Source organism: Mesorhizobium newzealandense (genome assembly GCF_042682145.1).
GTDB classification, from domain to species: Bacteria; Pseudomonadota; Alphaproteobacteria; order Rhizobiales; family Rhizobiaceae; genus Mesorhizobium; species Mesorhizobium newzealandense.
Window position 1 is genome coordinate 320,723 of the sequence record NZ_JBHUGZ010000014.1, and the last position, 20,049, is coordinate 340,771.

Genomic DNA, 20,049 nt, shown 5'->3' on the forward strand with positions numbered 1-20,049 from the left:
CATCATCGCGAATGACGCCGGCCCAACAGGCGGCATGACGGAGGCGACATGCAGGACTTGAAGCAGCGGCCGGTTTCCGTCTTCCGCGAATTTCTCGATGGCGAGGCCGCCGGCGGCATCATCCTGATGGTGGCGGCGGCTCTGGCCCTGATCGTCGCCAACTCGCCGCTCTCCGAAACCTACTTCTCCGCTCTCCACGCCTATCTCGGTCCGCTCAGCGTGTCGCACTGGGTCAATGACGGGCTGATGGCGGTGTTCTTCCTGCTCGTCGGGCTGGAGATCAAGCGTGAGGTACTGGACGGCCAGCTCTCGACCTGGCCGCGCCGCGTCCTGCCCGGCATCGCCGCGGCCGGCGGCATGGTGGTACCGGCGCTCGTCTATGTCGCGATCAATCGCGACAATGCGGCGGCACTGTCCGGCTGGGCGATCCCGACCGCCACCGACATCGCCTTCGCGCTCGGCGTGCTGTCGCTGCTCGGCAGCCGTGTACCGGCGTCGCTGAAGGTGTTCCTCACCGCGCTGGCTATCATCGATGATCTCGGCGCCGTCATCATCATCGCCATCTTCTACACCAGCGGCCTGTCGCTGGCTTATCTGGGTGCGGCCTTCGCCGTCATTGCTGTGCTCGTCCTGCTCAACCGCATGCGGGTGATGACGCTGATGCCCTATCTCGTGCTCGGCGCCGTCCTGTGGGTGCTGGTGCTGAAATCGGGCGTCCATGCGACGCTTGCCGGCGTGGCATTGGCGTTGACCATTCCGCTCGAACGCTCCGCCGGGATCCGCCACGATCTCGACCATTCGCCGCTGCACCGGCTTGAGCACGGCCTGCACAGAATAGTGCCTTTCGTCGTCATCCCGATCTTCGGCTTTGCCAATGCCGGCGTTTCGCTCTCCGGCCTGAGCGTCGGCGCGCTGATCGAGCCGTTGACGCTGGGTGTCGCCGCCGGCCTCGTTGTCGGCAAGCTGGTCGGCGTGTTCGGCTCCTCGGCACTTGCCATCCGGCTCGGCCTTGCCGACCTGCCGGCTCATGCCGGCTGGTCGCACCTGATCGGCATCTCGCTGCTGTGCGGCATCGGCTTCACCATGAGCCTGTTCATCGGCCTGCTCGCCTTCGCCAGCGACGCGGCACTCCAGGACGCGGTCAAGGTCGGCATCCTCGCCGGCTCCTTCATCGCCGCCATCCTCGGCGCCGCGGTGCTGTTGATGGCGCCGGCGGCGGGTGGGGTGGAAGCGAGCGAGGACGAGGAGTAGGCTGGCCGGCAGATCCGGGTTCTGTGAACTACTCGCTCTCACCCTCCAGCGCCGGCACCGACACGCCGGCAAGCTCGGCCGCCAGCAGCCGCGAGGCACCGGCCCGCGCGATTCGCAGCATCAGCGCCTTGCGCGTTGCCGCCGCCATGCGGTGCTCCGGCGCGTCGCGCAGGATTTCGGCGCCGTAGCCGTCGGAGAGGATGAAGCCGCATTCTTCCGGAAAGATTTCCGAAGGCACGCCGGGATGGGTGGCGAAGAAGAAGCGGTCGGAGTGCAACCGGTAATCCGGCCATTTGCGGTCGACCCGGAAATCCTCGACCGACGATTTGATCTCGATGATCCAGATGTCGCCCTGGCGCGTCAACGCGACGAGATCGGCGCGGCGGCCGGTGGCCAGCGACAGTTCGGGCAGCACATGCGCGCCCAGCTCCATCAAAAGCCGCTGCACGCCGCGCCGCACCAGCATGGCACGCTCCGACTGACGACCGTCGATGAGGGGGTTGATTGGGATAGGGGAGATGATCGGCATGGCGGCACCATGCCAGATTCTGTTCACGGTTTGAACCCGCCTTATCGGGGCGATTATATGTTTGACAAACCCCGATCGCAAAATTGCTGACGCGTGCTGCCGGATAATGCCGCGCCAGCCACTCTCGCGGCGGACTTTAGGGAGCGCTGTCGCTAAAATTAGCGCTCCAAAAAGGAGTGGACAACGCACCAGGGCGGCTTGCGTTTGCGCCCGACTGGCGCAACCCTCACCTAGGGGAAGTGAGGAAGCATGAGCAGCTTAGGCTTGTGGGTCGTATTCGTGACGGCGACCATGGCGATCCTTTACCTGTTGTCGTATGTCTCGATCAGGATGTAGGGGCAGCAGCGCCCGGCGCGTCACTTAACTGCGCGGCGCCACCCAGCCGTAGGCGGATGGCCAGCGCCGCTACATCTTCTGTATCAGACCCGCCCTACGATCATATTGCTCGTCACCACCCCCGTTCTCGTTGGGCTGGGAGCGCTAGTCGCCCGGATGCACCCAAAAGAAGTCAGGCATTGGTCCTTGAAGGCCTGACTTGCAGGGCATACCGTTGCTGCAATGGGGATGGGCGACGCGACATTGAACGACAATAAAGGCGAGCAGCTGTGGGCCTTTGACCTTGACGCTCTGCGCAAGGCTTTCGGAAAGTCCGTTCAGGAACACAAAATCACGGCAGCGGATTGGGGGGAACACGCCAAGCGGTTCCTCGAAAAACAAAGAGATCGTCAGCGCGAATCGACGCCCAGCCGTACGGGCTCAAAGTAAGCTGCTATCGATTGAATCCAGCTTTGGTCGAATTCTGTTGATGGCATCCCCGATGGCATCTGCTGTCGTCATATCGAGGGCGACGTCTAGAGCAATCGCAGGAAAAGCGTGAAGCGGTTTTCCGTCTGGAATTGCGTCAAAACAAAGGGATAGAGCGGGTCGGCGTTTCTGTGAAGCGATGAATCGCTCCAGGCGGCCCTCGGTGGTCTGGATAGAGAGAATTCCGAGAAGATCGGCCTTGGCCGTGACTGTGCTGACGTGAGTTTCGGTCGGCACGAACGGTGCCTGTCCATACGCTTCGTTGGCTACTCGTTTCACGTTGGCGGACGCGACAGTCGCGCAACCAGGCACGATTTCAAGCAGACCTGGCGCTACTCGGCCGCAAAAGAATGGCCGGTGCAGGAATGCTTGGGTTGAAAGCGCGCCGCACCGGCCATCGCGGGATTAAGCTTTTGGGATAGTCCCCGCAATGCCCAGATTATAGTCATATTAGAAACAGCTCAACTAAGACTGAAGTCCCTCCTCGGCACCCATCTGCAGGGAGATGAAATGGCCGGTGCGGCTGGAGCTACCTTGGGGATGCGGTGGCCGCACCGGTCATTGCGGGAAGGTTGTGATCTCCTCCGCGCTGCTGAAACTATGGCATGTTAGCAATCCCGCAATTAAGCCTTTCGGCGGTACTCTGCCCCAGGGGACCATGCTATCGGCCAATTGAGAAGCAGGCCTCAATCATCCAGCCAGTATGCTCGAAAACAGCCGAATTGGGGCGCGATCCCAAGCCGCCGTTTGGCGTCAAATTCCAACTCGGACAGTGCCCAGGGTGAGTTGTTCTCGGTCGCGTCAGGCACAATGGTGTACCCTTCGGCGACCAACTGCAGTCGCATTTCCTCGTAGTGCCTCTTGAAGCCATTCTTGATTTTGTTCTGCGGATACCGCCGCCCGTGCATGCACTCCTGACTCAGGATGTCGGAATACCGCAGGGCGCTGGCCATTCTCACTGCATATTCGAAGATCGGCTTGTAGGGTAGCTTGTCCTTGGACCAGCATCGTCCTGCCGACGCCACCAGCGTCGCGGCCAACAGGCCTGCCAGGAACTTCCCCACTTTGGTCCCTTCCGACCAGGGAGACGTGAATTAGCCGTGGTTAATATTACGGCAAATCCTCGTGGTTTCCAAATAATGCTCCCGCTGGACGCTTAGCGCCTATGCGGCCGATGAAGCATCCTTGCCGCTGAGCAACGCCGCCCCCGCCATGTCATCCAGGATCGGGCAGTCCGGCCTTTCGTCACCATGGCAGGCGTGGATCAGCGTCTGCAGGGTCGAGCGCATCGACTGCAGTTCGCGCACCTTTTCCTCGATCGCCCTGACATGGGCGGCGGCGATCTCGCGCACGTCATGGCTGGCGCGGCTCCGATCCTTGTAGAGCGCCATCAGCTGGCGGCAATCGTCGATGGAAAAGCCAAGATTGCGCGCACGGCGCAGAAAGGCCAGCCGGTGGATGTCGTCGCTGGAATAGTCGCGGTAGCCGTTGCCGGCGCGCGCAGGGGCGATCAGGCCGATCTCTTCATAGTAGCGGATGGTCTTGGCTGGCAGGCCTGAATGGTGGGCGGCTTCACCGACATTCATGACGATTTTCCTTGATATTTAAGGGGCTTGCGGACGGGGCCATTGAATTTCCTTCACAATCCTGCGAGGCCTGTTGCCGAAATGCCATAGTGATGCGCTTACCGGCACGTAAGCCACTGCATATAGGCATCGCGTGCTTGGCAAGCAAAGCAAATGCCAGCATGAATGATCGTGAGAGAAAGCGGCCGACTCGTGCCGTTGAAGTTGGGGCGAGGCACCGGATCACCTGATGCGCATGAAGTCGTTTGCAATAGTCGCCGCACTGGCGCTTTCCACTGCCATCGCCGGTTGCAGCAGCATCGGCATGCAGATGTTCACCAACGACTATGGCGCGGTCTCCGATGCCGGTTACCAGCTGCCGCGTATCCCGATCGAGAAGGTGCCGATGAAGTATCATCGGCAGGAAGTGAACTACGACAGCTCGGAAAGGCCGGGCACCATCATCGTCGATACGCAGAACAAGTTCCTCTACTTCATCGAGGGTGACGGCCGGGCAATTCGCTACGGCATCGGCGTCGGCCGTGAGGGCTTCGAGTGGCACGGCACCGCCCATATCGCGCTGAAGCGCGAATGGCCGACGTGGACGCCGCCTTCGCAGATGATCCACCGCCAGCCGGAACTGGCCAAGTTTGCCGGCGGCATGGAGCCGGGCCTGAAGAACCCGCTCGGTGCGCGCGCCATGTACCTGTTCAACAAGGGGGGGGATTCGGGCTATCGCCTGCATGGCAGCCCGGAATGGAATTCGATCGGCAAGGCAATGTCGTCAGGCTGTATCCGCCTGATGAATCAGGACATTATCGACCTCTATGACCGCGCCTCGGTCGGCGCCAAGGTCATTGTTCTTTAGACCATGATCCCGAAAACCGGTGACGGTTTTCGGAGAAATCATGATCAGATAGAGGCACCTTTCATACGCGGACCGTCTAGGCAACAACGGACGTCCCAAACAGAAAACCGGGCAATTTGGCCCGGTTTTTTGTTTTTTGCGATTGATTGGATCTGGTTTGCCGGCAAAGCTGCCAGCAGAACGAACGATCAGGAGACCTGTTCGACCTGCTGCACCTCAGGCACGAAGTGGCGCAGGAGATTCTGGATGCCGTGCTTCAGTGTCGCCGTCGATGACGGGCAGCCGGCGCAGGCGCCCTTCATGTGCAGGAACACGGTGCCGTTCTCGAAGCCGCGGAAGGTGATATCGCCACCGTCCTGGGCGACCGCAGGGCGCACCCGCGTGTCGAGCAGTTCCTTGATGGTGATGACGAGTTCCTCGTCGGCCTTGTCGTAGAACTCACCGGTCAGGCTGGTCTCGGCGGCAGGACCGGCCTTGACCATGACAGGCGCGCCGGACATGAAATGCTCCATGATGGCGCCGAGGATCGCCGGCTTCAAATGCTGCCAGTCGGGACCGTCCTTGGTCACGGTGATGAAGTCATAGCCGAAGAAAACACCGGTAACGCCGGGAATCTCGAACAGCCGGCCAGCCAGCGGCGACGCGGTGGCGGCACTGTCGGCATCGCGGAAATCCGCGGTGCCTTCCACAAGCACTTCCTTGCCGGGCAGGAATTTCAGCGTCGTCGGGTTTGGCGTCGATTCGGTCTGGATGAACATGGCCGTCTCCGTGCCCGTTTCGGGCAACCAGTTTGGAATAGTTCTAAATAGGCTCTATTGGCTGGACATTCAAGCGAAACGCATCGCCGGAACGGCTGGCTGGCGGAATGTTTTTGCGAGATTCCTGCGACGCGCGTTGCGGTGTATTGAGATTCAGGTCAGGCCGTTTGCAGGCCGGCATCACCGGAATCCCAGCACACCTCACGCGAGGCTGTCGATCTCCTCGTCCGACAGGTTCTGCGGCACCACGGTCACCGGGATCGGGAAGGCGGCACCCTTGCCGGCCACGGCGCCGACCAGCGGTCCTGGCCCTTCCTTACCGGCGCCGGCGGCCAGCACCAGGATGGCGATATCCTGGTCTTCCTCGATCAATTTGTGGATCTCTTCCGTCGGCTTGCCTTCGCGCACCACCATCTCCGGCTCGATGCCGAGTTTCTGGCGCACCTTATTGGCATAGCTGTCGAGTGCTGCGCGCGCCGTGGCGTTTGCCTCCTCGCGCATGATCTTCTCGACCCCCAGCCAGTGCTGGAAATCATCCGGCTCGATGACATAGAGCAGCACCAGCATGCCGCTGGTGCTCTGCGCCCGCTTCGAGGCGTAGGCGACGGCGCGCTCGCACTCCGGCGTGTCGTCGATGATCGCCAGGAACTTGCGGCGATGGCCGGCTTCGCGGCTGAGGCGTTTGGAGACCATGTCTACATACTCGGTGTCATTGCGGCCGCAATCTGCCACCGCCGCAGACCGGCGGCAAGCCGCCGGCCTTATGCCAGTGTGGTGCAGTGCACCCGAGCTGGGATCAGTCCTGCAGCAGCCCGATGATGTCGCGCACCGTCTTCATCGTTGCTTCGGCCAGCACGCCGGCGCGCTCGCCGCCATCCCTGAGCACCGCGTCGACATAGGCGCGGTCGTCGGAGATGCGGCGCATCTCGCTGGCGATCGGTGCCAGCTTCTCCACCGCAAGGTCGGCCAGCGCCGGCTTGAACACCGAAAACTGCTGGCCGGCGAACTCTTTCAGCACGTCGGCCTTCGACATATCGGCGAGACCCGCATAGATGCCAACCAGGTTTTCCGCCTCGGGCCGGCTGGCCAGGCCGTCCAGCTCGCTCGGCAGCGCTTCCGGGTCGGTCTTGGCCTTGCGGATCTTCTTCGAGATGGCGTCGGCGTCATCTGTCAGGTTGATGCGCGACAGATCCGACGGGTCCGACTTCGACATCTTCTTCGAGCCGTCGCGCAGCGACATGATGCGTGCCGCCGGCCCGCCGATGACCGGCTCGGTCAGCGGGAAATAGCCGTTCACCGTCTCTTCGCCGACCTGCATCTCGATGCCGACGCCAAGGGCAGCGATGCGGTCCGAAAAATCGTTGTTGAATTTTTGCGCGATGTCGCGGGTCAGTTCCAGGTGCTGCTTCTGGTCCTCGCCCACCGGGACATGGGTGGCACGATAGAGCAGAATGTCGGCAGCCATCAGGCTCGGATAGGCAAGCAGGCCCAGCGAGGCATTCTCGCGGTCCTTGCCGGCCTTGTCCTTGAACTGCGTCATGCGGTTCATCCAGCCGATGCGCGCCACGCAATTGAAGATCCAGGCGAGCTCTGCATGCTGCATGACCCGCGACTGGTTGAAGACGATGTGCTTCTTCGGATCGATGCCCGAGGCCAGGAACGCCGCGGTGATCGACCGCGTCTGGTCGGCGAGGTCTTCATAGACGAGCTGTGCCGTCAGCGAATGCAGGTCGACGACGCAGTAGATGCAATCGGATGTGTCCTGCAGGGCGACGAATTTCTTGATGGCGCCGAGATAGTTGCCGAGATGCAGATTGCCGGTCGGCTGGACGCCGGAAAAGACGAGTGGCTTGAAGGCGGTCATGCTTGTTCCCTTGGCTTGTGGAGGGCCGTTTCGCGCGCGGCGAAAGTCTTGCGACGGCGCGCTTATGGACGAACACGACGATACGATCAAGACCGGTTTTGCCCTCAACTTGTCCGGTTTACTCGTCCGGGTTGGTCTTTGCGGCCGGTGGCGCCGCTTTCCCCGTTCCCCGCTTGACGTTGCGCCGGATCATGCCGAAATCGGCGCCGCCGGTGGCAAAGGCGGTGATGAAGTAGAGCAGCGCCCCGCCGGCGACGAGGGCGAGAAGCGTCGTCGCCTTGACGACCAGTGGCGCACCCCGGCCGAGCCTGACGGCGAACCAGTGCTCGGCAAAATACAGTGCTGCCCCCATCACGATCGCCGACAGCACCAGCCGCGGAATGCGTTTCATCAGCGGCACGTCGCGGCCCCAATGGCCGCGCCGGATCAACACGCCGAGCAGCATCAGGGCGTTGACCCAGCCGGCGACGGCCGAAGCGACGGCGATGCCTGGCGCGCCCATTTCCGGAAACAGCGTCAGCGCCGTGGTGACGTTCACCGCCACCGAGATGGCGGCGAACATCATCGGCGTGCGCGTGTCCTCGCGCGCGAAATAACCTGGGGTGAACGCCTTGATCAGCACGAAGGCCGGCAGGCCGAGGCCGAAGATCGCCAGGATCGCCGCCACCGTCGGCGTCGAGCCGTTGGCGGCAAACGCGCCGCGCTCATAGACCAGCCGCACGATCGGTTCCGACATCACCCAGAGCGCGGCGGCTGCCGGCAAGGTGAGGAACAGCGTGAACTCGAACGAGCGGTTCTGCAGATTGGCCGCCTCGATCAGGTTGCCCGACTTCAGCGCCCGCGACAGTTCGGGCAACAGCACGATCGCGACCGCGACGCCAACCACGCCGAGCGGCAGCTGGTAGATGCGGTCGGCATAGGCGAGCGACGACACCGCGCTGTTCTGCGCCGAGGCGATCGCCGTGCCGATCAACTGGTTGATCTGGGTGATGCCGCCGGTGATCGCCGCCGGCAGCGCCAGGATCAGCAGCCGCTTGACCGCGGGCGTCATTTTCGGACGGCGGAAGCCGATCGAGATGCCGGCATGGCGCACCGCCACCCAGACGATCGCCAGTTGCACCAGTCCGGCGGCAAGCACGCCCCAGGACAGCCCGTAGCCGACTGTGAGGGCGTCGGAGCCCTTGTACCAGGCATAGGCGAGCACGCCGATCAGGATGATGTTGAGAAACACCGGCGCCACCGCCGCCGCGAAATAGCGGCGCAGTGAATTCAGCATGCCCGCCATCATGGCGCCCAGCGACATGCAGATCAGGTAGGGGAACATGATCGTCGCCAGCGACACCGTGGTGTCGAATTTCCCCGGCGTGCCGGCAAAACCCGGCGCCACCAGGTAGCGCACGATCAGCGGCATCGACAGTTCCATGACGATCGTCAGTGCCAGCAGCGCGGTGAACAAGACGCCGAACACTTCCTCGGAGAAGCGCTTGGCGCCATCGGTGCCGTGCGTCTCGATCTCCTTGGCGAACAGCGGCACGAAGGCGGCGTTGAAGGCGCCCTCGGCGAACAGCCGGCGGAAAGTATTGGGAAACTGGAAGGCGGCGTTGAAGGCGTCGGCGACCGGTCCGGTGCCGAGCGCCGCCGCCATCAGCATCTCGCGGCCGAAGCCAAGCGCGCGGCTCATCAGCGTGCCGGAAGCGACCGTTGCGAATTTCTTGACGAGGCTCATGCGTCTGGAGACTGCCTGCAGGATGAGGATAAAGTGATGGTGGCGGTCACTCGGCCGCCGCCTTGGCCTTGCCGCCGCGTTCGGGCACGACGCCTTCGAGCGCCGCCATCAGCCGGTTGCGGATGGTGGCGATGCGGGCCGGGCTGTCGATCTTCTGGCCGGTGAGGTCGGTGACGTAGAAGGTGTCGATGACCTTTTCGCCGAAGGTGGTGATGTGGGCCGAAGCGATGTCGAGCGACAGGTCGGAAAGCGTTCCGGTGATCTCCGACAGCAGTCCTGGCCGATCCAGCCCCTCGACCTCGATGACCGAAAAACGGTTCGACAGCGCGTTGCGGATTTCGGCCCGCGGCGGGATTTTGAACACCTTGGCCCCCCGCCGCGGCTTGGTCCGCTTCTCGATCATCTCCGGCAGCCAGCTCTTGCCCGACAGCACGTCCTCGATCAGCCGGCCGACGCGCTCGGCGCGCCGGCGCTCATCCTCGTCGCGGTCGAATTCCCTTGAAATCAGGATCGTGTCCAGGGCGCGGCCGTCCGCTGTGGTGAAAATCTGCGCGTCGACGATGTTGCCGCCGGCCCCGGCGCAGGCCCCGGCGATGACCGAGAGCAGGCGGGGATGATCCTGCGCCAGCACGGTGATTTCGGTCACTGCCTCGAACTGGTGGGTCTTGACCATGGTCGCGAGCTTGTTGCCCGAAGCGTCCGCCTCGCGGATGAATTCGGCATGGCGCAGCTGATCGGCAAGATCGACGGTCAGCAGGTAATTCTCATAATGCAGGGCGACATAGCGCTTGCGGGCCTTGTCCGGCCAGTCGGCGAGCGCCTCGGCCAGACGCTCGCGCGCCGCCGCCGTCCGCTGCGCGCGCGACACTTCCGAAAAGCCGCCGGTCAAAAGCAGCTCGGTCTCATAGTAGAGCGTGCGCAGCAGCTGGCCTTTCCAGCCGTTCCAGACACCGGGGCCGACGCCCCTGATGTCGCACACGGTGAGGATCAAAAGCAGCTTCAGCCGCTCGACAGATTGCACGATCGCGGCGAAATCCTCGATGGTCTTGCGGTCGTTGAGATCGCGGGTCTGCGCCGTCATCGACATCGCGAGGTGGTTCTCGACCAGCCAGGCGACGGTTTCGGTATCTGCCGGCGAAAGCCCCATATGCGGGCAGATGCGCCGCGCGATCCTCGCCCCGGCCTCGGAATGATCCTCCGGCCGGCCCTTGGCGATATCGTGCAGCAGCACGGCGACATAGAGCGCCTCGCGGCTCTTCTTCAGGCCTGGCATCAGCGTGTGGGAGAGGGGATGGACCTTCTCGCCGTCCCCGCGCTCGATCTCGGCCAGCACGCCGATGCAGCGGATCAGGTGCTCGTCCACCGTGTAGTGGTGGTACATCGAGAACTGCATCATGGCGACGATCTTGCCGAAATCCGGGATCAGCCTGCCGAGCAGCCCGGCCTCGTTCATGCGCCGCAGATTGAGTTCGGCATTGCGGTCCGAGGTCAGGATGTCGAGGAACAGCCGGTTGGCCTCCTCGTCGCGCCGCAGCGACTTGTTGACCAGGCCGAGCGAGCGGGTCAGCAGCTTCAGCGCATCGGGATGGAACTCCAGGCCGTGCTTGTCGGCGAACCAGAACAATCTCAAGAGATTGACCGGATCGCGCTCGAACACCTGGTCGTCGGCGATGTTGATGCGGTGGTTGTCGACAATGAAGTCCGAGGTGCCGGCAAGCTTGCGCTTGCGCCGCGAGAAGGTGAGGAAGATGCGGTTGAAGCCCGGCACGTGCTTGGCCTGCTCTTCCTCCAGCGCGGCGCAGAAGATGCGGGTCAGGTCGCCGACATCCTTGGCGACGAGGAAATAGTGCTTCATGAAGCGCTCGACCGCCGACAGGCCGGGATGGCTGGTGTAGCCCAGCCGCTCGGCGATCTCGCGCTGGATGTCGAAATGCAGCCGTTCCTCGGCCTTGCCGGTAAGGAAATGCATGTGGCAGCGCACCGCCCACAGGAAATCCTCGGCCTTCTGGAACTCGCGATATTCGCCCTCGGTGAAGACGCCCTTGTCGACCAGTTCCTCCCCGGTGCGCACGCGGTAGAAATACTTGCCGATCCAGAACAGCGTCTGCAGGTCGCGCAGGCCGCCCTTGCCATCCTTGACGTTGGGCTCCACCAGATAGCGGCTTTCGCCGGCCTTGGCATGGCGATCGTCGCGTTCGGCCAGCTTGGCCTGGACGTATTCGGGGCCGGTCGTGCGCACCACCTCATGGTCGAAGCGCAGCATCAGTTCGTCATAGAGCTTGAGTTCGCCCCACAGGAACCGCGCCTCGAGAATCGAGGTCCGGATGGTGACGTCGGTGCGCGACAGGCGCAGGCATTCGTCGATGTTGCGGGTGGCGTGGCCGACCTTCAGCCCGAGATCCCACAGCATGTAGAGCATATATTCGACGGTCTGTTCGCCCCACGGCGTCTGCTTGTAGGGCAACAGGAACAACAGGTCGATGTCGGATCCCGGTGCCAGCGTACCGCGGCCATAGCCACCGACCGCGACGACGGCCATGCGCTCCGCCGAAGACGGGTTCTTGACCCGGTAGACATGCGTCACGGCGAAATCGTAAAGCGCCCGGATGATCTCGTCCATGAGATGCGACAGCCGCGCCGCGCAGGCCCGGCCGCCGCCATCGTCCCGCAGCATGCGTTCGGCAATGACGCGCCCGTCGGCCAGCCGCCCCTTGAGAAGCTGGAGCACACCGCTGCGCGCGGCCTGTCCGGAGCCGTCCCCGGCCGTGGCCGCGGTCAGCGCCGTCATCTCGCGGCGCAAGGCTTCGCCGTCGATCAGTTCGTCGAGCTTCAGGGAGATTTTCGCCATGGTACCGGTTGGCCTCGCCTTTTCGGCGGCGTCTATAGCGCTTTTTCGCGCTTGTGGGTATGGGCAGGACGGACACGCTTTCCGTGGTAGTCGAACGGGATGGTCTTTCCTCTTCTCAACTGGAAGATGTCGAAAATCTGCCGCCATATCCGCCCGGCTTCGTTCCCGAATTTCGCCAGCGGTGGCATTTTTTGCCTTTTGGACTTGCCGTTTTCGCGCTCCTCACTGAGCAGGCTCTGCAATCCCATCGATTTTTCGCTCAGGAACCGATCCTGTATGCATAGCGCCGGCAGGATCTGGTAGATCGTCTTGCTCGACGATATCGCGAACCCCGGATCGAACAGGACGTGATCGACGGGACTGTCGATATTCCCTGTCGCTTCGAGCAAGTCGCGCGCCGCCTGTCTTGAAACGATGTAGCCGGCCGCACCGAGATGGGCTCGATGGAGCCTGGCCACTGAAAAGCCATGGCCGATGGAGGCGCGCTTCATGGCGATCACGGTTCTCCTGAAGGTCTCGATCTTGACGATATCGGCATCGGCGGGGATCCAGCTGGCATCGGCGAGCAATGGCTCCGCTGCCTCGGACAAGACGGTATCGTCCTCGAAGATCGCGCCATAGGCATCGTCGCCATCGGCGATCTTTGCCCAGCAGGCTTTGTGGCTGAGGAAACAGGCGATCTCGGTGTTGGCTAGACGCAACTGCGTCAGCGGATTGAGTCGCATCGGTATTTCCGCCAGATCGGGCCGACCCTGGGCGTCGACCGCCGCGATCCGTTCGAATTCAATGCCGATACGGGCAAACTCCGCCGTCATATGGGCAAGCCGGTCCGGGGACCGGTCGAGGTTGATAAGCAGGCACTTCATTGCAAATGGAATCGATGCCTTTGGAGTGTCGATCGGCGGGTCCATAGCACAAGACGCCATCGCGTATTCGACTTTCTTTGACGTGGCTCGGCGCCCACAACGGCATAAGGAAAAAGAAATTATGCCCTTGACCTTCTAGTTACTGGAAGCACTACCTCCGCATTGAAACGCGGCATCGAGGCACTTTTGAATGAAGCATTCAGACCATCATCATCACCCCCATGGCGGCTGTTGCGCGGCGAAAGCTGCAGACGGGGATACGGCCGTGGTGCGGGATCCGGTCTGCGGGATGGTCGTCGCTCCGGCCGCCAGCAAGCCGACAGCCGAGCGGGATGGCCATCTCTATCATTTCTGCAGCGAAGGCTGCCGCGCCAAATTTGTCGCCGAGCCGGAGAAATTCCTGACGGCCACCGATCCGGTCTGCGGCATGACCGTCGACCGTGCAACAGCCAGGCATTTTTTCCGTCACGAAGGTCAGGGCTTCTATTTCTGCTCGGCCGGCTGCCAGGCGAAGTTCGAGGCCGAGCCGCAAAAATATCTCGGCGGCAGGGCCGCACCCCAGCCAATGCCCAAGGGCACGCAATACACCTGCCCGATGCATCCCGAAATCATCCGCGACAAGCCCGGCTCCTGCCCGAAATGCGGCATGGCGCTGGAGCCGATGGGCGTGCCATCGGGCGATGAGGGGCCAAATCCCGAGCTGGTCGATTTCACCAGGCGCTTCTGGGTCAGTGCCGCGCTGTCGGTGCCGTTGCTGATCGTCGCCATGGCGCCGATGCTCGGCCTGACCTTCCAGGCCTTTGCTAGCGAACGGACGATGGTCTGGCTGGAGCTGGCTTTGGCCAGTCCCGTCGTCTTGTGGGCGGCGCTGCCTTTCTTCCATCGCGGCTGGGATTCGCTCGTCAACCGCAGCCCCAACATGTGGACACTGATTTCACTCGGCGTTGGTGCTGCCTATCTCTACAGCGTCGTCGCGACGCTGTTTCCGGATATTTTTCCGCATCAGTTCCGTGGCCACGGCGGTGCGGTGCCGGTCTATTTCGAGGCTGCCGCCGTCATCGTCGCGTTGGTCTTCCTTGGCCAGGTGCTGGAACTGCGCGCCCGTGAAATGACCGGGTCGGCAATTCGCGCGTTGCTCGATCTCGCGCCGAAGACAGCGCGGCTGATTGACGCCGACGGCTCAGAAACCGACGTGCCGCTCGACGCGGTCAAGGCCGGTGATCGTTTGCGCATCCGTCCCGGTGACGCCGTGCCGGTCGACGGCACCGTGCTGGAGGGCCACTCCTCCCTCGACGAATCGATGATCACAGGCGAACCGTTGCCGGTCGAAAAGACCGAAGGCGATACCCTCACCGCCGGCACGCTCAACAAAAATGGCTCGCTGATCATGCGCGCCGAGCGGATCGGCGCCGAGACGACGCTGGCGCGCATCGTCGAACTCGTCGCCAAGGCGCAGCGCTCGCGCGCCCCGATCCAGGGGCTGGCCGACCGCGTTTCCTTCTACTTTGTCCCGGCCGTGGTGCTTGTCGCTATCGCGGCCTTTGTCGCCTGGGCGATCTTCGGGCCCGAACCCAGCCTGATCTTCGCCATCGTCTCGGCGGTTTCGGTGCTGATCATCGCTTGCCCCTGCGCGCTCGGTCTCGCCACGCCGATGTCGATCATGACCGCCACCGGGCGCGGCGCCCATGCCGGCGTGCTGATCAAGGAAGCCGCGGCGCTCGAACGCTTCGCCTCCGTCGACACGCTGATCGTCGACAAGACGGGAACGCTGACCGAAGGCCGGCCGAAACTGACCGATGTCGTTGCCGCCACGGGCTTTTCCGAGGACGAATTGCTGGCCCTTGCCGCGGGCCTGGAAAAAGGCTCGGAGCATCCGCTGGCCGAGGCCATCGTCGAGGGCGCCTCGACGCGCGGCCTGGAGATCGCCGACGCCAGCGGCTTCGAGGCGATCACCGGCAAGGGCGTTTCCGGTACGGTGTCGGGAAAGAAGGTCGCGCTCGGCAATGCGGCGATGATGGCCGATCTGGGCATCGATGTTGCCTCCTTCTCGGCCAGGACCGAAACGCTGCAGACCGAAGGCAGAACCGTGATGTTTGTTGCCGTCGGCAACAAACTGGCCGGCATCGTCGCTGTCGCCGATCCGGTCAAGGCGACCACCGCCGAGGCGATCCGGGCGCTGCATCACAGCGGCTTGAGGATCGTCATGGCGACCGGCGACAATGAACGCACGGCAAAAGCGATCGCCAGGAGCCTCGGTATCGATGAGGTTCGCGCCGGCCTGTTGCCGGAACACAAAGCCGCCCTCGTCGAGGAACTGCGCGCCACGGCCAAGGGCGTCGCCATGGCCGGCGACGGCGTCAACGACGCACCCGCCCTTGCCGCCGCCGATGTCGGCATCGCCATGGGCACCGGCGCCGATGTCGCGGTCGAAAGCGCCGGCGTCACACTGGTCAAGGGCGACCTCAACGGCATCGTGCGGGCGCGCACCCTCGCTCGGGCGACGATCCGCAACATCCGCCAGAACTTGTTCTTCGCCTTCCTCTACAACGTGCTCGGCGTGCCGGTCGCCGCCGGCGTGCTCTATCCGCTCACCGGCACTCTTCTGTCGCCGATGCTGGCTGCGGCGGCGATGAGCCTGTCGTCGGTGTCGGTGATCGCAAACGCATTGCGACTGAGAACGTTGAAACTCTGAGCAAAGCCCCCAAATACGAAACCCGTTCAACAGGAGACCATGAATGACCTTGGCTAGAAAACTCGTACTGTTGCTGATGGCCGCTGGAATGCTGCTTGCCGTCTTCCTCGAAAGCGTTCCGGCGCAGAGCGAAGAGATGAAACACGACATGGGTGCCATGTCGACGGATGCGACGAGCCCTTCAACCGAAGGCTACAAGGCGGCGATGGACAAGATGCATGCCGATATGATGGCCTCCGAATATAGCGGCAATGCCGATGTCGATTTCGTCCGTGGCATGATCCCGCATCATCAGGGCGCCATCGACATGGCCAAGGTCGAGCTTGCCAACGGCAAGGACCCGGAAATCCGCAAGCTGGCCGAGGGGGTTATCGCCGCGCAGGAAGCCGAGATCAAGCAGATGCAGGACTGGCTCGCAGCCCATCCGGTGAAGTAAGCCTTTTTCGCGAAGCAGAATCCGGGGAGAACTCTCTCTGGATTTCTCGCCGAGGCTGTGATGCGATCCGGTCTCAACTGGAGCCCGCCATGCCGTCGATCATCAGAACCACCACGCTGCCTTCCAGTGAAACAATCCCCGTTCTCGGTCAGGGCACATGGAAGATGGGCGAGGATTTGCGCCGTCGTGCCGACGAGGTGAGTGCCCTCAAGCTCGGCCTCGACCTTGGCATCACGCTGATCGACACCGCCGAAATGTATGCCAGCGGCGGTGCCGAGGAGGTGGTCGCCGAGGCCATTGCCGGGCGCCGCGACGAGACCTTTCTGGTTTCCAAGGTGCTGCCGTCCAACGCCTCGCGCGCGGGCGTGCAGCGCGCCTGCGAGAACAGCCTGAAGCGGCTGCGCACCGACCGCATCGATCTCTATTTGCTGCATTGGCCCGGCAGCGTGCCGCTGGCGGAAACCGTCGCGGCCTTCGAAGCGCTGAAAGAGGCCGGCAAGATCCGTCACTGGGGCGTCAGCAATTTCGACACCGACGAGATGGAAGAGCTGGTCGGCTTGCCCGAAGGCGGCAACGTCCAGACCAACCAGGTGCTCTACAATCTGGTTCGGCGCGGTCTCGAATTCGACCTAGCGCCGTGGAGCCGGCAGCGCGGCATACCCTTGATGGCCTATTCGCCGGTCGAGCAGGGCGCGCTGGCGCGCAACGCCAGGCTCGACGCCATCGCCGCCCGCAACAACGCTACACCGGCGCAGATCGCGCTGGCCTGGGTGATGCACCAGGAGGGTGTCATTGCCATTCCAAAGGCTAGCAGCCTGGAGCATGTCCGCCAGAATTTTGCGGCGCTCGACATCGAACTTTTGCCGCAGGACATCGCCGATCTCGACCGCGCCTTTCCGCCGCCGACGCGGAAGCGCGGACTGGAGATGGTTTGACTACTTTCCCGCCAGCCCCTTCAACCGATACAGTGCCTCAAGCGCTTCCCTTGGCGTCATCTCGTCGGGGCTGATCGCACCGAGCGCCTCGCTGAGAGCGTCGCTCTTGACCGCCTTCGGCGCTTCGCGCTTCACCGCCACCGAAAACAGCGGCAGGTCGTCGACCAGCCGGTTGGTCTTGCCGGAAACCTCGCCTTCTTCCAGCTGGTGCAGCACTTGCTTGGCCCGGTCGACCACTGCTTCCGGCAGGCCGGCCAGCCGCGCCACCTGCACGCCATAGGAACGGTCGGCGGCACCCTTGCCGACCTCGTGCAGGAAGACGACGTCGTTTTCCCACTCCTTGACCCGCATGGTGACGTTGTGGAGCCGCGCCAGCTTGCCGGCCAGCGAGGTCATTTCGTGGAAATGGGTGGCGAAGATCGCCCGGCAGCGGTTCTTCTCGTGCAGGTACTCCACCGCTGCCCAGGCGATCGACAGGCCGTCGAAGGTGGCGGTGCCGCGGCCGATCTCGTCGAGGATCACCAGCGCCCGTTCGCCGGCCTGGTTGAGGATCGCCGCCGTCTCGACCATCTCGACCATGAAGGTCGAGCGGCCGCGCGCCAGATCGTCCGAGGCGCCGACGCGCGAGAACAGCCGGTCGACGACGCCGATATGGGCTGATGCCGCCGGCACGAACGAGCCGGTCTGGGCGAGGATGGCGATCAGCGCGTTCTGCCGCAGGAACGTCGACTTGCCGCCCATGTTGGGGCCGGTCAACAGCCAGATCGCGCCGTTCTTGGCGCTGCCCTCCGGCGACAGGTCGCAATCATTGGCGACGAACGGCCCTTCGCCGGAGCGGCGCAGCGCCTGCTCGACCACCGGATGCCGTCCGCCCGAAATCTCGAAGGCGAGGCTCAAATCCACCACCGGCCGGCACCAGGCCTCGCTCTCGGACAAAAGCGCGAGCGCCGCCGACACGTCGAGCACGGCAAGCGCGTCGGCGCCGGCGCGGATCCTCTGCGCCTCGCCGACCGCTTCCGCCGTCAGCGCATCGAAGGCGGCAAGCTCGATGCTCAGCGCCCGGTCGGCGGCGTTGGCGATCTTCGTCTCGAGTTCGGCGAGTTCGGTCGTCGTGAAGCGCATGGCGTTGGCCATGGTCTGGCGGTGGATGAAGCGCGCCTTGGCGCCATCGCTGCCGGTCATCACTGCATGATGGTTGGCGGTCACTTCGATGTAATAGCCGAGCACATTGTTGTGCCGGATCTTCAGCGAGCGGATGCCGGTCTCGTCGATCAGCGAGCGTTCCAGCCCGGCGATGACTTTTCGCGATTCGTCGCGCAGCGCCCGCATCTCGTCGAGCTCGGCATGGTAGCCGCCGCGAACGAAGCCGCCGTCGCGCCTGAGCAGCGGCAATTCGTCGCCAAGCGCTTGCGTCAGGTGCTGGGCAAGCGCCCTGGGCAGTGCCTCGATGGCGCCCAGCGCCGCCGTCAATTCCCCGGGCAGGGTGGTCTCGCCGAAGATCCCGGCGATCGCGCCAGACGCTTCGAAACCGGCGCGCAGCGCGCCGAGGTCGCGCGGGCCGCCCCGGTTCAGCGCCAGCCGGGACAAGGCACGCGGCATGTCGGCGACGCTCTTCAGGCTCGACCGCACCACCTGGCATAGCCGCGTCTCGGAGCGGAAGAACGACACCGAGTCCAGCCTGGCGCCGATCGCAGCCGGGTCGGTCAGCGGCGCCATCAGCCGGTCGGCGAGCAACCTTGCGCCGCCGCCGGTCACCGTACGGTCGATCGCCTTGAACAGCGACCCTTCGCGGCTGCCCGACAACGTGCGCAGCAGTTCCAGATTGCCGCGCGTCGCCGGATCGATGAACAGCGTCGATCCCTGCTCCTCGCGCTCCGGCCGCGACAGCGGCGGGCGCTCCGCCTTCTGCGTCTTCTCGACATAGGCGATGGCGCCCGAGATCGCCGACAGTTCGGCGCGCGAGAAGGCGCCGAAGCTGTCCGGCGTCGCGACGTCGAAGAAGCGGGCGATGCGGCCCGTGGCCGAGGCCGAATCGAACAGCGAGGGCGGTTGCGGGTTGGCGACGCGCCCAAGCACGTCGAACACCGCCTTCAGTTCCGCGTCGTAGAACACCGGCTCGGCAACGATCAGCTCGCGCGGATCGACACGGAAGATGTCGGCCAGCAGCCTGTCGGCGGTGGTGTCAGTAACACGGAAGGCGCCTGTCGAGATGTCGATCCAGGCCAATGCGAAGGCGTGTTCCGCGCCACCCTTCACCCGCCCCAGCGCCATCAGGAAACTCGATTCCGACGGCGCCAGCAATTTGTCCTCGGTGATGGTGCCCGGCGTCACCAACCGCACCACGTCGCGGCGCACCACCGATTTGCCGCCGCGCTTCCTGGCCTCGGCGGGATCCTCGATCTGCTCGCAGACGGCAACGCGGAATCCCTGGCCGATCAGTTTCTGCAGATAGTCGTCGGCCGCATGCACCGGCACGCCGCACATCGGGATGTCGAGGCCCTGGTGCTTACCGCGCTTGGTCAGCACGATGCCCAGCGCCCGGCTTGCCTTCTCGGCATCGTCGAAGAACAGCTCGTAGAAATCGCCCATGCGATAGAACAGCAGCGAATCCGGGTTCGCCGCCTTGATCTCGATGAATTGCTCCATCATCGGCGTGACGGCGGCAGCGGCTGTCGGCAATGGCGCCATCGCCTCGGGAGCGTCGGGCTCGTTCGGGGTGTGCATGTTCATGCGCGGCACGCTAGCAGATGTGATCGCGCGGTTTAATGCCGGCGCCTCGAAAAACGGGGGACGACCGATACGGCCGCTTGCTCGCAATCGCCAGCACCAACCGCGATTCCCGAACGCTGGCGGTTTACACGCGGCGGCGTGTGGTCTTAATTCGGAACCGACACAAGGCACCCCGCT

At 63.7% G+C, this 20,049-nt stretch carries 17 protein-coding genes; 6 read left to right on the plus strand and 11 right to left on the minus strand.

Annotated elements, in window-relative coordinates; translation table 11 throughout:
* Positions 1 to 48: 48 nt before the first annotated feature.
* Entirely contained in the window at positions 49 to 1,251 is a 1,203-nt protein-coding gene (gene nhaA / locus ACFSOZ_RS22140) for a Na+/H+ antiporter NhaA (RefSeq protein WP_379101504.1), read from the plus strand.
* Between the two features lie 28 nt (positions 1,252 to 1,279).
* Here nhaA and ACFSOZ_RS22145 read toward each other — a convergent pair whose 3' ends face one another.
* Positions 1,280 to 1,780 (minus strand): MmcB family DNA repair protein, encoded by a 501-nt coding sequence (locus ACFSOZ_RS22145; RefSeq protein ID WP_379101693.1) that lies wholly within the window; start codon positions 1,778 to 1,780, stop codon positions 1,280 to 1,282.
* 579 nt (positions 1,781 to 2,359) lie between these two features.
* Here ACFSOZ_RS22145 and ACFSOZ_RS22150 point away from each other — a divergent pair.
* Complete coding sequence (locus ACFSOZ_RS22150) at positions 2,360 to 2,545, plus strand: hypothetical protein (protein ID WP_379101506.1); 186 nt, start codon at positions 2,360 to 2,362, stop codon at positions 2,543 to 2,545.
* Here the strand turns inward: ACFSOZ_RS22150 and ACFSOZ_RS22155 are convergent.
* From ACFSOZ_RS22155 to cueR, 3 genes are all read right to left on the minus strand, one after another.
* On the minus strand, positions 2,537 to 2,863 hold the full coding sequence (locus tag ACFSOZ_RS22155; RefSeq protein ID WP_379101508.1) for a hypothetical protein: 327 nt from the start codon (positions 2,861 to 2,863) through the stop codon (positions 2,537 to 2,539). The two genes, ACFSOZ_RS22150 and ACFSOZ_RS22155, sit on opposite strands and share 9 nt — an antisense overlap.
* A gap of 407 nt (positions 2,864 to 3,270) precedes the next feature.
* Positions 3,271 to 3,648 (minus strand): hypothetical protein, encoded by a 378-nt coding sequence (locus ACFSOZ_RS22160; RefSeq protein ID WP_379101510.1) that lies wholly within the window; start codon positions 3,646 to 3,648, stop codon positions 3,271 to 3,273.
* Positions 3,649 to 3,747: 99 nt separating this feature from the next.
* On the minus strand, positions 3,748 to 4,170 hold the full coding sequence (gene cueR, locus ACFSOZ_RS22165; protein WP_379101512.1) for a Cu(I)-responsive transcriptional regulator: 423 nt from the start codon (positions 4,168 to 4,170) through the stop codon (positions 3,748 to 3,750).
* A 229-nt stretch (positions 4,171 to 4,399) separates the two neighbouring features.
* Here cueR and ACFSOZ_RS22170 point away from each other — a divergent pair, with 229 nt between their 5' ends.
* Positions 4,400 to 5,017 carry a L,D-transpeptidase gene (locus tag ACFSOZ_RS22170; protein ID WP_379101514.1) on the plus strand — a complete coding sequence of 206 codons (618 nt, stop codon included), beginning with the start codon at positions 4,400 to 4,402 and terminating at the stop codon, positions 5,015 to 5,017.
* Between the two features lie 188 nt (positions 5,018 to 5,205).
* Here ACFSOZ_RS22170 and ACFSOZ_RS22175 read toward each other — a convergent pair whose 3' ends face one another.
* From ACFSOZ_RS22175 to ACFSOZ_RS22200, 6 genes are all read right to left on the minus strand, one after another.
* Positions 5,206 to 5,775 carry a NifU family protein gene (locus ACFSOZ_RS22175; RefSeq protein WP_379101516.1) on the minus strand — a complete coding sequence of 190 codons (570 nt, stop codon included), beginning with the start codon at positions 5,773 to 5,775 and terminating at the stop codon, positions 5,206 to 5,208.
* 201 nt (positions 5,776 to 5,976) lie between these two features.
* Positions 5,977 to 6,468 (minus strand): universal stress protein, encoded by a 492-nt coding sequence (locus tag ACFSOZ_RS22180; protein WP_111544824.1) that lies wholly within the window; start codon positions 6,466 to 6,468, stop codon positions 5,977 to 5,979.
* A gap of 103 nt (positions 6,469 to 6,571) precedes the next feature.
* Complete coding sequence (gene trpS / locus ACFSOZ_RS22185) at positions 6,572 to 7,639, minus strand: tryptophan--tRNA ligase (RefSeq protein ID WP_379101518.1); 1,068 nt, start codon at positions 7,637 to 7,639, stop codon at positions 6,572 to 6,574.
* A 118-nt stretch (positions 7,640 to 7,757) separates the two neighbouring features.
* Positions 7,758 to 9,365: a murein biosynthesis integral membrane protein MurJ gene (gene murJ, locus ACFSOZ_RS22190; RefSeq protein ID WP_379101520.1), complete on the minus strand. Its 1,608-nt coding sequence runs from the start codon at positions 9,363 to 9,365 to the stop codon at positions 7,758 to 7,760.
* A 46-nt stretch (positions 9,366 to 9,411) separates the two neighbouring features.
* A complete protein-coding gene (locus ACFSOZ_RS22195) occupies positions 9,412 to 12,213 on the minus strand; it encodes a [protein-PII] uridylyltransferase (RefSeq protein ID WP_379101522.1) in 2,802 nt (933 codons plus the stop codon).
* Between the two features lie 32 nt (positions 12,214 to 12,245).
* Positions 12,246 to 13,079 carry a glycosyltransferase family 25 protein gene (locus tag ACFSOZ_RS22200; RefSeq protein ID WP_379101524.1) on the minus strand — a complete coding sequence of 278 codons (834 nt, stop codon included), beginning with the start codon at positions 13,077 to 13,079 and terminating at the stop codon, positions 12,246 to 12,248.
* Between the two features lie 190 nt (positions 13,080 to 13,269).
* Between ACFSOZ_RS22200 and ACFSOZ_RS22205 the strand changes: the two genes are divergently transcribed.
* From ACFSOZ_RS22205 to ACFSOZ_RS22215, 3 genes are all read left to right on the plus strand, one after another.
* On the plus strand, positions 13,270 to 15,771 hold the full coding sequence (locus ACFSOZ_RS22205; protein WP_379101526.1) for a heavy metal translocating P-type ATPase: 2,502 nt from the start codon (positions 13,270 to 13,272) through the stop codon (positions 15,769 to 15,771).
* Between the two features lie 43 nt (positions 15,772 to 15,814).
* Positions 15,815 to 16,207 carry a CopM family metallochaperone gene (gene copM / locus ACFSOZ_RS22210; RefSeq protein WP_379101528.1) on the plus strand — a complete coding sequence of 131 codons (393 nt, stop codon included), beginning with the start codon at positions 15,815 to 15,817 and terminating at the stop codon, positions 16,205 to 16,207.
* Between the two features lie 89 nt (positions 16,208 to 16,296).
* On the plus strand, positions 16,297 to 17,142 hold the full coding sequence (locus tag ACFSOZ_RS22215) for an aldo/keto reductase (RefSeq protein WP_379101530.1): 846 nt from the start codon (positions 16,297 to 16,299) through the stop codon (positions 17,140 to 17,142).
* Here ACFSOZ_RS22215 and mutS read toward each other — a convergent pair whose 3' ends face one another.
* Entirely contained in the window at positions 17,143 to 19,872 is a 2,730-nt protein-coding gene (gene mutS / locus ACFSOZ_RS22220; protein WP_379101531.1) for a DNA mismatch repair protein MutS, read from the minus strand. It abuts the gene before it with no gap.
* Between the last annotated feature and the right edge of the window lie 177 nt (positions 19,873 to 20,049).

Excerpts from the sequence above, each read along its gene's own strand:
- ACFSOZ_RS22200 (WP_379101524.1), bottom strand. The coding sequence starts at position 13,079 with ATGAAGTGCCTGCTTATCAACCTCGACCGGTCCCCGGACCGGCTTGCC.
- copM (WP_379101528.1), top strand. The coding sequence starts at position 15,815 with ATGACCTTGGCTAGAAAACTCGTACTGTTGCTGATGGCCGCTGGAATG.
- murJ (WP_379101520.1), bottom strand. The coding sequence starts at position 9,365 with ATGAGCCTCGTCAAGAAATTCGCAACGGTCGCTTCCGGCACGCTGATG.
- ACFSOZ_RS22180 (WP_111544824.1), bottom strand. The coding sequence starts at position 6,468 with ATGGTCTCCAAACGCCTCAGCCGCGAAGCCGGCCATCGCCGCAAGTTC.
- ACFSOZ_RS22175 (WP_379101516.1), bottom strand. The coding sequence starts at position 5,775 with ATGTTCATCCAGACCGAATCGACGCCAAACCCGACGACGCTGAAATTC.
- mutS (WP_379101531.1), bottom strand. The coding sequence starts at position 19,872 with ATGAACATGCACACCCCGAACGAGCCCGACGCTCCCGAGGCGATGGCG.
- ACFSOZ_RS22170 (WP_379101514.1), top strand. The coding sequence starts at position 4,400 with ATGCGCATGAAGTCGTTTGCAATAGTCGCCGCACTGGCGCTTTCCACT.
- trpS (WP_379101518.1), bottom strand. The coding sequence starts at position 7,639 with ATGACCGCCTTCAAGCCACTCGTCTTTTCCGGCGTCCAGCCGACCGGC.
- ACFSOZ_RS22195 (WP_379101522.1), bottom strand. The coding sequence starts at position 12,213 with ATGGCGAAAATCTCCCTGAAGCTCGACGAACTGATCGACGGCGAAGCC.
- ACFSOZ_RS22145 (WP_379101693.1), bottom strand. The coding sequence starts at position 1,780 with ATGCCGATCATCTCCCCTATCCCAATCAACCCCCTCATCGACGGTCGT.
- ACFSOZ_RS22205 (WP_379101526.1), top strand. The coding sequence starts at position 13,270 with ATGAAGCATTCAGACCATCATCATCACCCCCATGGCGGCTGTTGCGCG.
- nhaA (WP_379101504.1), top strand. The coding sequence starts at position 49 with ATGCAGGACTTGAAGCAGCGGCCGGTTTCCGTCTTCCGCGAATTTCTC.
- ACFSOZ_RS22215 (WP_379101530.1), top strand. The coding sequence starts at position 16,297 with ATGCCGTCGATCATCAGAACCACCACGCTGCCTTCCAGTGAAACAATC.
- cueR (WP_379101512.1), bottom strand. The coding sequence starts at position 4,170 with ATGAATGTCGGTGAAGCCGCCCACCATTCAGGCCTGCCAGCCAAGACC.